The 15573-nt window shown below is 41.5% G+C and carries 9 protein-coding genes; all 9 read right to left on the bottom strand.

Annotated features, from left to right (window positions below):
- Positions 1-15: 15 nt before the first annotated feature.
- Positions 16-1077, bottom strand: coding sequence for a DUF6708 domain-containing protein (locus JMY02_RS03260; protein ID WP_201595120.1), 1062 nt, complete (start codon positions 1075-1077; stop codon positions 16-18).
- A 34-nt stretch (positions 1078-1111) separates the two neighbouring features.
- Entirely contained in the window at positions 1112-2179 is a 1068-nt protein-coding gene (locus JMY02_RS03255; protein WP_201595118.1) for a hypothetical protein, read from the bottom strand.
- Positions 2180-2198: 19 nt separating this feature from the next.
- Positions 2199-3275 (bottom strand): DUF6708 domain-containing protein, encoded by a 1077-nt coding sequence (locus tag JMY02_RS03250; RefSeq protein WP_201595116.1) that lies wholly within the window; start codon positions 3273-3275, stop codon positions 2199-2201.
- A 21-nt stretch (positions 3276-3296) separates the two neighbouring features.
- Positions 3297-4358, bottom strand: coding sequence for a DUF6708 domain-containing protein (locus JMY02_RS03245; protein WP_201595114.1), 1062 nt, complete (start codon positions 4356-4358; stop codon positions 3297-3299).
- 26 nt (positions 4359-4384) lie between these two features.
- Entirely contained in the window at positions 4385-7765 is a 3381-nt protein-coding gene (locus JMY02_RS03240; RefSeq protein ID WP_201595112.1) for a toxin VasX, read from the bottom strand.
- On the bottom strand, positions 7762-8634 hold the full coding sequence (locus JMY02_RS03235; protein WP_201595110.1) for a hypothetical protein: 873 nt from the start codon (positions 8632-8634) through the stop codon (positions 7762-7764). The genes JMY02_RS03240 and JMY02_RS03235 overlap by 4 nt, the downstream gene beginning before the upstream one ends.
- Before the next feature lie 2 nt (positions 8635-8636).
- Positions 8637-11342: a contractile injection system protein, VgrG/Pvc8 family gene (locus JMY02_RS03230; RefSeq protein ID WP_201595108.1), complete on the bottom strand. Its 2706-nt coding sequence runs from the start codon at positions 11340-11342 to the stop codon at positions 8637-8639.
- 106 nt (positions 11343-11448) lie between these two features.
- A complete protein-coding gene (gene tssA / locus JMY02_RS03225; RefSeq protein ID WP_201595106.1) occupies positions 11449-12591 on the bottom strand; it encodes a type VI secretion system protein TssA in 1143 nt (380 codons plus the stop codon).
- Entirely contained in the window at positions 12591-15560 is a 2970-nt protein-coding gene (tssH, locus tag JMY02_RS03220) for a type VI secretion system ATPase TssH (protein WP_201595104.1), read from the bottom strand. Before tssH ends, tssA begins: the two co-directional genes overlap by 1 nt.
- Between the last annotated feature and the right edge of the window lie 13 nt (positions 15561-15573).

Raw genomic sequence — 15573 nt, 5'->3', positions numbered from 1 at the left:
CCTTCCAATTTTCATCTAAGCAATCACCAGCATCACATACAGTATCGAACCGATAAACCATGTAGCATTAATAGCAATACCTGAATACCATTTTTGCTTAACTTTTTGATTTTGGTTAGCAAAGGCCGCTTGCCGCTCTGCCGTGACAGGCAAGATATTATAAGGATTATTTTTTCCATCCCACATGCACCGACGTTGCACTTCAGGATGCAGTGCAGGATTGGCGCTTGATTGATAGATATTGCCTTCGGCTAAGTCTAAGTAGCTGACGGTACAAGCACGCAACCAACCCATAAAAGTCACCTCATGGCGTAGTCCAGTCAAACCTTTGTTTTTCTTCTCTTGAGCAATATCAGCGCAGGCCAGTAACGAGGTACTAACATCTGTCGGACAGGCATGAGCATATCTTGGGTCAAGCGGCAACTCGTCTGCAGGACGCTCCATATAGGTTCGGATAAATGTCCATTGGTCGTAAGGGTTAAGCTGCATGTCTTCAAGATTGATACTTTGAATGGTTTGACTTGTTTTAGGATCAATCACATGCAGGTTCAAGGCTTCATATACGACGCCTTTGTTATGTCTGACTGAGGCGACAATATCTTTATAATTAATTAAATGAAAAATCGGCTCTTGCTTGCGATTATGCTCGTAATAGGCAATTTGTTGAGTCTGTTTTAACAATAAAATCTTATTGTAATAGGATTTTTTATTTTTAAACTGTTTATATGCTATATACGGTAGTAATCCAAACATTAAAAAGTTTAAAATAATAATAAAAAAAGCTAAGAAATAATAAAATATAGACCCATCTTTAATAATTGCCATAACCATAGCTGTCATCAAAAAGAACGACTGCCCAAATAACCAACTAAAGCAATAGGTCATTAAGAAACCAACCAACTGGTGCGAGTTAATAATCGGGTGAAACAATAAATAATCTGGGTTTACCTCGTGTACATCACGGCTCAGCTTCTCTATGCTGGCTAATTTTTCCCGATACGTAGGTATGCTCCCTTCCCAAGGTCTACTTAGTAGCTTTTCGATAGGATGGGTATTGTTAGGAGGATTGTAAATCATAGTTAGACAACATGTGATTAGCGAGCAATATTGACTAGCTATTATAAGCCACCACCGCCCACACAAACAAACTTATGTTAATTAATATAGCCACTATCCATCTAAGGTTAACTTGCCAACTCTTACCTTGAAATGCTTTTTCGGCCTCAGCAGTGATTGGTTGTATGGGATAAGGATTATCTTTACCATCCCATGTCAGTAATTTCTTAACATCAGGATGTAATATGGCTTGTTCAGCACACTGGTAGTTATTGCCTTGTAATAAGTAACCAAGCGCATATATTGAGCTAATTATAAGCATAACGATGCCGCCAGCGCCTGAATGGTGCGTATTGAGAATACCGTATTTGCGAAAGACAATATCGCTACAAGCAAATAGTGATTTACTGTTTTCTGCTGGATAAGCCTCACAGAACTCAGGATTTATCGGTAAGTCGGCGGCATCACCTTCCATATAGGTGCGAATAAACGCCCAATGCACCCGAGGATTAACTGAGACATCATGTGGTTTGATATGATGGGTAATACCTCCTGTTTTAGGGTCTGCAATATATAGATTTAATGGCGTGTAAGCCGTGTTGTGTTTGATTGTATGTATTTCAGGAATGATGTCTTTGTAGTCTACTATCTTTAATTCAAAGGGTTTAAAAAACTGCAGTGATGGTCGGTAGTAGTAAGCTACTTTTTGTTCTTTTTTTAAGAAGTAGTATTGAATGCGGTACGGATGCTTTCTGATAAATTGATAGAAGAGTAAGAAAAGAGGAGTACCAAACACAAGTAGCCAGAAAAAAGTAAGTATTATATCAAATAAGTCAAAATTACCATTTATAAATACAACTTCTCCAATATCTTGCAAAAAATAGTTACCTAGCCAAAATGTAGAAAAATAAACCCAGCCTATGCAGAAATACCAATACCAAAAGTAGCTAGGTAAGAAAGTCATATAATCAGGATTAATGTTGGCAATCTCTTTGTTAAGATGCTCAATGTCTTCTCCTTCTTCTAATAAACCTTTATTTATCTCGCTACTATACGGACTTTCAAGAACTTCTTGTAGCTCATTAACATGTTTAGCAAATTCACTGTGCTTGTCTTCAATCATTGGCTTGTCTCAATTTCCATCAACTATTATAAGCCATTACCGCCCAAGCAAATAAACTAACATTAATAAGTATGATACATACCCATCTGACATTAACTTCCCAATTTCTACCTTCAAAGGCTAATTTGGCTTCATCAGTTATGGGCTGAATAGGATAAGGATTGTCTTGACCGTCCCATGTGAGTAGCTTCTGAACTTCTGGATGTAGGATGGCTCGCTTGGTACATTGGTAATGATTAGCCTGAAATAGATTACCTAAAGCTATTATTGAGCCTATTATAAAGACCATGATCTGACCACCGCCAGAATGATCGCTAGACAGTATGCCGTTTTTACGATAGATAATATCGGCACAGGCAAATAGTGAGCCACTAGTATCAACTGGATAAGCTTGGCAGATTTCATTGTCTATTGGAAGCTCATCCACAGGGCTTTCCATATAGGTGCGGATAAATGCCCATTGTACGCGCGGATTGACTCTATAATCTTCTAGCTTTAGATGATGGGTAATATCGCCTGTTTCAGGATCAGCGACGTAGAGATTGAGCGGTGTATAAGCTCGATTGTATGGGTCCTGATGCAAGTCTGGGCGTATGTCTTTATAATCTACTATCTTAAGCTCGTAGGACTGTCTAAACTTCCAGAGTGGACGGTAGTAGTAGGCTATCTTTTGCTCTTTTTTTAAAAAGTAGTATTGGGTGCGAATGGGATATTTTCTAATAAATTGATAGAGAAGTAGGATTAGAGGTGTACAAGCAACTATGAATAAAGCTATTAGAAAGAATACTCTAAAGTAGAAAATACCTCCTAAAGACACACCTCCCTTAAACATATCTTTGTAAAATATATCGCCAATGAAAGTAGCTACAAAAAAATGTGAAGAAAAATAAACCCAGCCAATCGCAAAATAAAACACCCAAAAGTACGCAGGTAGGAATGTTAAGTAATCAGGATTGACGTCGTGAATTTCTTTGTTAAGATGTTCAATATCTTCAGTGTTCTTTAATAAGCTTTTGTCTATACTAGCGGTATAAGGACGGTCAATAGGATTGTGAAGCTCACTAATATGTTTGGCGAAGTCGTCGCGTAATTGCATTTAAAGCCTTCCAATTTTCATCTAAGCAATCACCAACATTACATACAGTATTGACCCGATAAACCATGTCGCATTGATCGCAATGCCTGAATACCATTTTTGCTTAACTTTTTGATTTTGGTTAGCAAAGGCCGCTTGCCGCTCTGCCGTGACAGGCAAGATATTATAAGGATTATTTTTTCCATCCCACATGCACCGACGTTGCACTTCAGGATGCAGTGCAGGATTGGCGCTTGATTGATAAATATTGCCTTCAGCAAGATCTAAGTAGCTAACGGTGCAAGCACGTAACCAACCCATGACAGTCACTTCATGACGTAACCCTGTTAAGCCCTTATTTTTCTTTTCTTGAGCGATATCAGCACAAGCCAATAATGAGGTGCTAACATCTGTTGGACAAGCGTGAGCGTATCTTGGGTCAAGCGGTAGCTCTTCAGCGGGACGTTCCATATAGGTTCGAATAAATGTCCACTGGTCATAAGGGTTGAGCTGCATGTCTTCAAGATTGATGCTTTGGATGCTTTGGTTGGTTTTAGGATCAATCACATGCAAGTTTAGGGCTTCATACACTAAACCTTCATTGCGCCTTATGGAGGCAGTAATATCTCTGTAATTGACCAAATGAAAGATAGGGTCTTGCTTACGCTTATGCTCATAATAAGCGATTTGTTGAGTATTTTTTAATAGCAATATTTTATGGTAGCGAGATTGCTTTCTTTTTAGTTGTTTTAGAGTAAAAAATGCACCGAATGATAAGATTGATATCAGTATAATCAGCATCATTATTAATGAAAGACCAACAATATCGAAAGGACTTAAAAAAATATAATCATATATAACCGCCAACAAGAAAAATATATTCTGCCCACCTAACCATGCACCACAATATGACGCTAAAAGCCATACGTTTTGAATAGAATTAATACTAGGATGAAATAACAAATAGTCTGGATTGACCTCATGAGCAAGTTTACTTAGCCTCTCAATACTGGCATTTTTTTCTTTAAAGTTAGGAATATCTCCCTCGCAAGGGCGACTGATTATTTTACCGACAGGAGGTATGGGAGGAGTGGGTAAGATCATAGCAGAATTCAACTCAAGTATATTTTTTAATATTTATTATTATCTAAATAGCTAATATCTTTTAAAGGATATGGCGGATTGCGGCTGGTATCAGCCATATAAGTAACGATAACTTTTGCCTTATTAATATTATGGGGTTCAAACTTTAATAACTGTGTATCAATAATAAATTGAGGTTCCGATTCTTTTTCAGTCTCTTTTTTTGTCACTATAGGTAGTAATCTCTCAATGGCTAATGACGTAATAGTACTAGCAACCGGTTCATCGCTAGTAGAGTTATAGAATGTCGCTTTATATAGGTTTTGTTCTCTGCCGTTTTTGTCAGCGACTACTTCTATAGTCAGTTGACTTGCTTTGTCCCAATTTCCAATGTGGATCTGACTTTCAAATAAGGTCAGATGCTCTTTTACAATTTCAAGGACTGGCGGAAGTCTTATCTCACTGTTTGTGCTTATTTCGTGCGCCACAGGTACATTACCTTGAAAGGTTTGCAAACGATTATTGGCTAAAAATAAGGTGCAAGCTGTAATAAAACCACTGATATCTTGTTCTAGATTAACAAAAGCTGGCTGTGTCTGAAACGGATTTATCAGATAGTAATTTTGTCCTCGCATGGCTTTATGACCAAACACGCTGTTGTCTAACCAATACTCTATTAATGTATTGTTTTTATCATCACATTTGTAAGCCAAGCGTTGAAAGACATAACTTAGCGTCATGCCTATCATCATAACACCAAGTAGTGGCGCACCAGGAATAGCTGCCGCGCCACCAGTTGCAGCGTTTGCCACCCCATAACCATAAATCAAGCCCGCCACTGCTGAAGCAGTTATTGATGCTCCCGCTCCAGCTGTCATCACGGCAGACATCCTATTCCCATCATTAAACTTACGATAGCCATAAATCGCTAAACTGCCTACCTCAAACGTCGCGCCGACCACTCCTATCCATCCTGCCCGATAGACCAGTCTGTTTGCAAAGCTGGTCTTGCCCAGTAAGCCTGCTCCTGAAGCGGTCACATCCATACTAGCCGTCACCAGTGCAAGCCCAGAACTTACTGTGCCCAATTGCTCTTGCGTTAATCGAAGCGAGTCACCTGCGTATTTTAATCTGGCAATCGCTGGTACACTAGCAATCACTGCTTTTAACTGGAGAAATGCGATGAAACCAGATAAAACTCCTGTGGCTCCTATCGCACCTTTTTTGATGTTGTCATGCCATTCAATAGCTCTAGCAGCTAATGCTTCAGCGTCTAATTGATCAAGATTAATGGGACGCTGACCATCATTTAGCTGGCTTAAGGCACTCATACCTTTACCTGTTGAAAAAGCTTCATCAAAATAATACAAAACTTGCGTTTTAGCCTGCTGCAAATTATCAATCTGTGGCGTACGCACAATATTAGTATCAGTAACGGTTTCCAAGATACTGGTTACACCTCTTTGAGCTTGTCTGGCTCTTTCATTAATTCTATTAACGACTGATTTTGGAAGCACTGAGCCTAAGGCGAAATTTGCAAAGGCAGCCATAGTATCAGCTGTGGCAGTCACCTTTTTAGGAACAACTACTAATCCTGAATGACCATAGATACTAAGTTCAAGTGTTTTATACAAATTTCTAAATGCTTTTGAATCATAAAAACTCAATGCTAATAAATTTTGACTTAGTGTCTGAATCAATTTACCTTTATTGATAGCAGCGCTTCGATTACTGTTGACTGTTATCTTATTCAACGTCGCAGCACTAACCCCTTCGACCGTATAGCCTATTCCAGCACCTACTGCTTCAGAAGCTCTATCTTTCTTGCTAAAGTCATAAATAATCTCGACTAGCTCCTTATCCAAACCGCCAAGTGCTTTGAATAGCCAGTTTTGATTGATTTTGATGCTACTACTGATCTGAGGCAATAATACTTTTTTAAACTCCTCTTCAGTGGCCATATCACTTTTTGGTGCAGTAGACTCAAAAGCATCAAGCATGCTTTGTGGGATACCAATATTACTATCATCAATACCACAGCCTGCAATACAAGAAGCAATCATCGCCTCAAAATATTTAGCAGTCTGTTCATCGTGAACAAGCTCAATGTCAAAGTCACTTTCAATAATAAATTTGAATTCTTCACTGGTGATTGCTTTGACAAAGACTTTACGAGCATTAACAATTTCTTTTTTAAGGGAAATTATTTTTTGGGAAGACTGTAGATAAGATTCATAACTGCTCTTATCGATATGCTTAAATATCAAATCATCTGGGTCAGTATCTGAGAACCCTATATTTAACAAAGTGCCAAGATAGTCGTTATTACCCGCGTTAAAGAACTTTTTGCCCTTAAACTCCGTTGTCTTAATACTTGCTTTTTCAAGATTTTTTATGATTAAAGCATTAATAGTTTTACGAATATAATCATTATTTTCTGATAGCTCACTGAGTTGACTAATCAAGTAGTTTCGTTTCTCTGCTGCTGCAATGACCTCTCCTACAGGATCAGGTAAGGCAACCATCATGGGTTTTATTTCTAAAGCAAGACCTTCATCGTATTCTACGATGCTTCTTTGCATACTTTGGTACAGTGATAATGCGGCTAGGACGCTTCCCGATACTTTACTATCTCCATTTTTCTCTAACGCATTAACCTTATTACTAATATCTCCACCTTGGGTAAGCTGTTTACGTTGAGAAAAACTCTTTATATACCCAACTTCATTAGTGCTCATATTAATGGTATTTTTATTACCTGTTAATTCATCAGCGACAAACTTTTGCATACGTTTATTACGTAGTGTTTCATCTTCGATATATTTCTTTAATGTGGGTTTACTCAGTTTGGCATGGCTCACCATTAGCCATGCCGTATCTCCTTGAAGCAAAGTAATATATTTACTATCCAACGTACTATGTTCTTTTTTATTACAGGTGAATGGCTGTACATCTTCTTCAGAAGTATCACTGTCAGACTCATTTATGTTTTGTACGTCTATTTGTCCAGATCCACTGGCTCTTTCTTTAAAATCTTTGTCAGAATACGATTGAGTACGTTTAAATGCTCCATCTGCACCTGTGTAATACTCTTTAAAACTATATCCTTCACTATCTTCTATATAACAATAAAGATAAGCATGATTTGGTAGGCTCGCAACAGCAGTATGAGTAGATGCTATAGAGGCAATCTCGTGGGCGAAACACCGCTCATCTTGGGTCGCTACTTTATAATCTGTTTTACTAAACGCCACAGGTAATATCGGAATACCCGTTTTTCCACATTCATAATCGCATTTCTTGACTGATGGGTCATCCGTAGGGATTTCATATTCTAGCTCTAATACTACAGGCTCAGCTTTCTTTTTATCTTGGGAACTTTTATGATTACTTGTCAATCTATTCATAAAGCTTAAATCATTACTCATCCCGCTACTCCCTGGCTTCTAGGCTGCTCCAAACCCTCAATAATATTATTAACCGCCTGCTGCTGCGTCATTTGACGCTTGGCAATCAATAATGCTTGGCTCATGACAATTTCATAAGATTGAGCGTTGATCACTATTTGTTCTTTCAGTTGCCGAAATATCATATTTATCCACTCTGTTTGCTCAAGCAGTTGCCACTGCTGCTGATTAAATCTAAAGGGTAAAGGCCTGAGCTGCTCCAATGCTGCTTCAATATTAGACGGATATACCTTATTGGGTATCGGCAACGTTAGTACCTTCATTTTGTTATTCCAATCAACATAATAAATATGAGAGAGCCCCAACTGGTAAATTTGCAGCTTTTGTGGCGCTGTCCATAAATAGTCCAACAACTGTATTACTCTCGGATCCCAGTAACGCAGATAACGGCGCTTGTTTGATCCTAGTCCATATGCTTGTCCTATCAGATACAGACTTTGTTTTAGCTTTTCAGTAATCGGTTGCTCAAACAACCACAAGCAAATGCTACGTGGATGCGGATTACCTGCTATATCATTGATATTCTCATATAGTGCTAGAGCCAATAGTTGCTCTAGTATGCGCTGACCAGTACTGTCACCTAACTGAATGTCAACAAGAGCTAAGTCATCGTTGAAGGTATGATGAATGCGTTTTATACGCTCAAATGGCAAATCTACGCCGCAGTCAAGGACGTTAAATATTTCTGTCCCATACGTATTTAAATCAATGAGCACAGTGAGCTGCTGATACTGATTCTCTGAGATAATTTGGTACACAGATTTGAGCTGATCTTGATACTGTTTCGTGGCTTGAATATCATCAAGACACTCTACTTGTGGTAATAACATATTTAGACAGCTCCACCTTTTTTACTCGTACTAGCCGTTTTGGCAACACAGTCAGCAAGCTCGTCTTGAGGCACAGTAATCGTTGAACTACCTCCACCCCCACTGCCCCAATCCACCTTACTCGCCTTATAGCCCACCTGCCTCGGTGTAATAAACGTCACATTACCGCCTGATATCTCAATTCCACTGCCAGCGGCTTTCAGGGTTAGGGTATCAGGGGCGATAATCTCAATACTGTCACGGCTATGGATACGGAGTACTTGCTCGCTATCGAGGCGCATTTGTGCTTTATGTGCTTGTATGGTTACATCACCATACGCTGCGGTATGGGTTTGTGCTTTGTTTGAGTAGTAGTGGATATCGCCTGCGACCAGCTGATTCATTTGAGTTTGGCTATGATAATGGGTACTGTCTGTGGCATGACTATGGGTATTTTGAGTGCTGGTAAATTGGCTATGCTGTCCACTTAGCATGGCAAGATGACGCTGTGAGTCGATGAGCAGGTTAGCTTGTTGCCATTGTCCAGCTTCGTTAAGCGCGGCATCGTTGGTGTCTTTACTAAACTTGATAAATGGCGTTTGAGCGTCTTCTTGGTTTTGGCTACCATTTGGTTTGTCATTGGCGCTACCGTCCAATCCTACTGGTTGATGGGTATTGGCGAGTTGCTCGTATGCTTGTTGATGCTGATCGGCCGTTTGTAGTTTGCTGTGACTGTTATGACTCATATGCTGGGGGCTGGTACGGCTACTGATGTGCAAGCCTTTGCTGCCTTGTATATTGGCGGCTGCCCCAGTCTCTATACTAATACCTTGTCCCCGCGCTTGACCGCGCGCATGGTCGGTGTGCTGATACAGCTGGCCTATTGTGAGGCTGCTTTGGTAGCTTGTGCTATAGAGATTGATTTGTGGACTATCAGGATGGCCGTCAAACATGAGCTGGTTATAACCATTGGTTAAGCTGTCTTTGCTGGCGTCCCCTGTTCGGCTTGAGTCAATACTTTGGGTTTTGATGCCATCTATGGGGTATAGATGGCTTTGGTTGATAAACCAAGCGGGACTGGTGGCATCAAGGGCATCTGTGTCGCTGACGCTGCTATTGTGCTGGGCATCACGATTGCCTCGACCGTTGTGGGTACTACCGATGATGATGGGATGAGTGATGTCACCACCGATAAAGTCGATAAGGACGTGCTGACCATGCCGCAGCGGATGGGTTTGTCCCATGTGGTCGGCAACGAGGTGGCTGGCGATGGGTATCCAATGAGCGCTGTCACTACTGCTCTCCTGTCCATCTTCATCCTGTTGCCAATGATAGCGAATATGGGCACGATGATTACGATCAGTATCAATAGCGCTGCCACTAACAGTATCGATAATACTGGCACTCATTAGACCAGTGAGACTAGGATGCGGTTGCCCAAGATTTGTCAGCTGTTCGCCAAAGGGAATATGGTGATGATTTGGAAATGGCAGGTAGCAAGCAGTAATATGATGGACAGTGTCGTCATCACTATCCTTTTTTAAATAAGGCTGTAGAGTCATCGGATCAAAGGGTGCTATACCCAACCAATCGGTAGGAATATGATTGTTAATACGGTGATGAATAGAAGCCAGGCTTATTGGCTCAGTCACGTAAGGATTGCCATCGATATAGTGAGCGCTTGGCAAAGAGAGATGCCGGATGTTGCCTGTGATGCTACCTAGATTGGCAAGCTGCTGAGCATTTTTTTGATAGAGAGTAGCAAGTTGATCAAGACCTTTATCATCAAAATGAGTATGGCTATGCAAAAAGCGGTTGTGACTGTTTGGACTGCTTGAATCAATAGAATGTTCGCTAGTGCTACTGCCACCATAGGTACTCAATAACCGATTGTCATAACGATGTAGGTCGGTTTGTTGGATATACTGGGTAATACGCGGACGAATGGCAGTGATACGGTCTTGTCTGTCAGCAAGATTGGCCGTATTCTGACTGAGCGTGCTATGGATGTCACTCGTGTCTGGACGCAAGTCCTCACAATCATGGGGAAGTAATACCAGAGTATGCTTGTCTGCTTCATGACGGTAATAGCCTGTGATGCCATATAGAGCAAGATACTGTGTTAAATAGGCCAGATCTGTTTGATTGTATTGCACACTGTGCTGAATATGGCAATCACTCAAACGCTCGTCAATTTCGATATCCATATCATAAGGGCTTATGATGTCAGTGATAAGCTCGCTAAGACTAAGATGATGGTGACGACGGTTGTGGCTAGAGAAGCGTAGCTGGCTTATAGCTGGCTCGCAGATAATACGATAGGCTGCCATGCCACTATTACTACCAAGGGCTGTGGCTTGCGTAACGATACCATGGCGAATTTGATTTGAATGTATAGCATTACCAGTGTGCCACTGAATCGACACACTCTGCCCTATCCAATCTTTTATATTAAGTCCCACTTGCGGATGTAATAAGGTAAGGCTAATACGGTAGCCGCAATATAGAGCAAGCTGTCGCTCTTGATAAGACTGTACACGTTGGTCGTGATGATAAGGACTTGGATAAGCACTGGGCACAGGCATAAGAGCAGGCGTATCCCAAACACTGTCTGGCAGTGGCATTCCCAATAAACTTTCAATAACATCAGCTTGCTGGATAAGGCTTGTGGCAATATCAGGATGGCCGCTACTAAGTTGCACATGCCGCTTTGTTTGAGTCCAAACCATGATAAGCCCTTCTCTATCTGTTCAAAGGTGGAAATTTTAATATTGCAAGATCACAAATAGTGTATAAATTGCTAGTTAACCAAGCATTGGTTTGTAGTTGGTTCAATTAATAACCATCGTCAGATGAATCACGTTTGGTCTGAATCCCAATCATGTCAGAGAGCATTGCTAATTGGTCTTCGTTTTTAATGATATGGGTGAGCCATTGATCCAGTGGCATATCTGCCCAATCAATCGCCCGACCGAGTAAGAATGTCACTGGACTGTGCGGCTCATTGGTCGCAAAGTAGTCTTGAATTTGACTCAATAATTTAAGGGCTTGCTGGCGGTTACTTTGATGATCGCGATTGCTCGGATTAAAACTGGTCAAAGTAGTGTTTATAGTGTTGGCGGCTTGTCCATCGTTGTCCAAAGTGACCTTCTCGTTGTCCATCATGTCAGCTGCATTCTCTTTGCCAGCACCATTCTCATTAATAGCAGACTCTGGGAGCAATGAGCGCAGATGTTGACTAAGTGCTGCCAATAGATCGGTTACTGGCGCAAACACTGGCGCATCCATACCCATAAGACTATTTAGTTGGTCGGTGAGTGTCTGCCATTGTTCTGTAATAGTATTGAGGTTTGTCATGAGCGCTTGTTGCCAAAACTCGCTACTGTTTTTTATGGCATGATTGTAGTCACTCAGTATGAGTTGATTGTGCATTTCACCATCGGGGTTTTGCTGACGCTGCTTATCATGATCGCGAGCGGTTAGATAATAATTATAATTATATTTTTGCGTCTTCGTGTCAGCGAGCGACAGCTGCTTGATATCATCAGTAAGTGCTTTAACGAACCATGAAAGCAGCCCTGCCCTGATATCCATACTGTCTTCTTCACCATCTAACGGTGGATACATAGTGAGCCAATATTCTTCATTGAGTGCCTGTAACAGGAGGAGTCCATGACCAATACCCGCTAAATGATCGGTATGACTCAACGCATCGACATACCAAAGTGCCAACTTCATATCTTTACTGGTATGACTGAGTAAATCGGCACATTGATTTTTCACAAAGTCCCAATCAGCAATTTTTAGCTCAGTGACCCAATTGCCTTGCGCCAATAGTGGATCATCCTCCTGACGGGCAGCAACGATGGCATCCATACGTGGGTCAAAGATTAAGTCTTCACCAACGCCATGATGGCTGCCATCAATAGGAGCGATAAGAGTATCAATATTGGTCATTAAAGAGTTATCAATACTCATTATAGTGATACCTCCTTAACAGATTTTTTGCGGTTTGCTTTTTTGGCTGATGGTTCTTTGGTCGATTTTTTGCTAACTGGCTTTTTGGCTGAAACTGGCGCAGTGATATTCTGATTATTTGGAGTCTGCTTATTTTCACCCTGATAGGTGGATGTTTGATTGATATCTTCTTCACTATGGCCTTCACTACATTGTGCCATTTGGTTAAGCGCTACAATGGAATTGCAGTCCAGACGATAAGCAAAATTATCGTCCGCATCCACGAATACGGTAATCTTCTTTAGCACGCTTTGACTGTCATTATGAGCAAGTAACTGACTTGCCAGCTGTGGCAGTAGCGTATGACTGATAATGGCGTCGGCGTTACGTGCACCAGAGTCCACTTCATGACAACGAGATAAAACCAGTTCAATTACTTCAGGATCGATGATACAAGGCACGTCGTAATTGTTACGAATACGGCTCGTAATTTTATCCAGCTTCAGGCGAATAATTTCTGCAAGCGCGTCATCAGTCAGCGGATAATAAGGAATCACCGTTAGACGACCTAAAAATGCGGGTTTAAAAGCTTTGTGCAAATGCGGATTGATTGCCTGTCTCAAACTGTCACTGTCTGGTAGGCTAAAGTTTCTATTATTAGGATCCGTATTGATACACTGCTGCATAATCGCGGAGGAGCCAATATTACTGGTCAATAAGATAAGGGTGTTTTTAAAATCAATTAAACGACCTTCGCTGTCTTCCATTATTCCTTTATCAAACACCTGATAAAACAAATCCAATACATCGGGATGCGCCTTTTCTACTTCGTCAAGTAACAGCACACTATAAGGACGACGGCGAATCGCTTCCGTCAACACCCCGCCTTCACCATAGCCAACATAGCCTGGTGGCGAGCCTTTTAAGGACGCGACGCTATGAGCTTCTTGATATTCTGAGAGGTTAATCGTAATAAGGTTACGCTCACCGCCATACAATACTTCGGACAGCGCCAATGCCGTTTCTGTCTTACCCACACCGCTTGGCCCTACGAGCATAAACACGCCTTGCGGACGATTGGGATCATCTAGACGTGCTTTTGCCGTATGAATACGTTTGACAATAGCCTCAACAGAATGATCTTGTCCAATGACGCGCGCTTGCAAGGTATCAGCCAAGGTCAATATGTGGTTTTTTTCATCACCCGCCATATCGGTAAGCGGAATACCTGTCCAATCTGAGATGATCTGTTTGATCACCTGCCGATCTAGTACCGCATGAATGAGACGCTGCGCTTCTTGAACCTGTTTTAATGACTGCTCAATATTTTGATACTCTGCTTGTTTGTCTAAGCGCTCCTTTGCACTCAATGTATCGGAAGCATCAAGCTTGCCATTTAACTGCTCATTGATTGCATCAAGTTGATCGTTAAGCTTGCGTTGCTCCTGCCAACGAGCGGTCATATCAATGATGCTTTGTTGATTAGATTGACGCTGCTCATCGAGCACAGCAATTTGCTGGCTTACTTTTTCTTTTTCATCAGTACCGCCGATACGCTCAAGCTGCTGACTGAGACTAGTGACATGCTGCTCTAACTGCATACCTTTTGCTTTTAATTTGTCCAACTGATTGGGCATGGCTGTCTTTGATAAACTCACACGTGCAGCAGCAGTATCCAATACACTCACAGCTTTATCAGGGAGCTGTCTATCACTGATATAACGGGCGGATAGTTCAACGGCTGCTTGCAGCGCATCATCATCTATCAAAATACCGAAATGTTCCTGCATTTTGGCGCTCAAGCCGCGAATCATTGCCACTGCCGTATCGATATCAGGTTCATCGACTTTGACGACTTGGAAGCGACGTGACAGCGCTGCATCTTTTTCGAAGTACTTTTTATACTCAGACCAAGTGGTGGCAGCAATTGTTCGCAGCTCTCCACGAGCCAGCGCAGGTTTAAGCAAATTGGCCGCGTCATTTTGACCCGCCTGCCCGCCTGCGCCAATGAGTGTATGTGCTTCATCAATGAATAAAATAATCGGCTGTACGGAGGCTTGTACTTCTTCGATCACTTGCTTTAAGCGGTTTTCAAACTCACCTTTGACGCTTGCGCCTGCTTGTAGCAATCCCATATCAAGACTGCGTATCGTCACCTCTTTGAGTTGATCAGGCACCTGACCGGCCACTATTTTTTGTGCCAAACCTTCGACTACCGCCGTTTTACCGACACCCGCCTCCCCCGTTAAGATAGGATTGTTTTGGCGACGGCGAATTAAAATATCGATCAGTTGATGAATCTCAAACTCACGGCCAATGACCGGATCTATTTGCCCATCATCGGCTTTGGCCGTCAAGTCATAAGTATATTTATCTAAGGCGGGGGTTGGCTGCGTGGTTGATTGTTCTGTGTCTATAGACTCATTATTGTTTGTACTATTTGTTTTATACTTCGTGGCGTTATTGGCGCTTTTATTGATATTGGTGGAGCTACTACCTTCTGTACTACCATGGCACTGACGCTGATAGTCGTCTTTTAAGGTAAAACGATCAATATATTGTAATTGCTCAGGGAGGGCGTTCAGTAAAGGCTGATAACGTTCATAAGTTAAAAGCACCAGCAATATATATCCAGAGCGGATTTCTAACGAGACATTTTTATCATCACTCTGACCATATTGGCTACTTGCCAGTTCCCACGCATCTTCGAGCAATGCCATCAACCGCTCACTGAACACAGGGGTTGAGCCTGTTGCTTGACCAAAATGCTCTAATAGATTTGTTATCTCTGACAGTAATGAAGGCTGAATGATCTTATTGACTTTTAATATTTGAGCGACATCATTATGCGGGGTGGCAATGAGTTCATGCAGCAAATGGATGATATCTACTTCGCGGTGTCCTTTATCAATACAGAGCCGAGCTGCCTGCTGCAAACACTGTCGGCAACTTGGGCTCAAGCGAGTAATAACGGCTTTTAACTGGCTCATAACTCTTTTCCTT

The sequence above is a fragment of the Psychrobacter vallis genome, from assembly GCF_904846715.1.
In the GTDB taxonomy this organism is placed as follows: Bacteria; Pseudomonadota; Gammaproteobacteria; order Pseudomonadales; family Moraxellaceae; genus Psychrobacter; species Psychrobacter vallis.
This window is presented reverse-complemented; position numbering and strand designations above follow the sequence as displayed.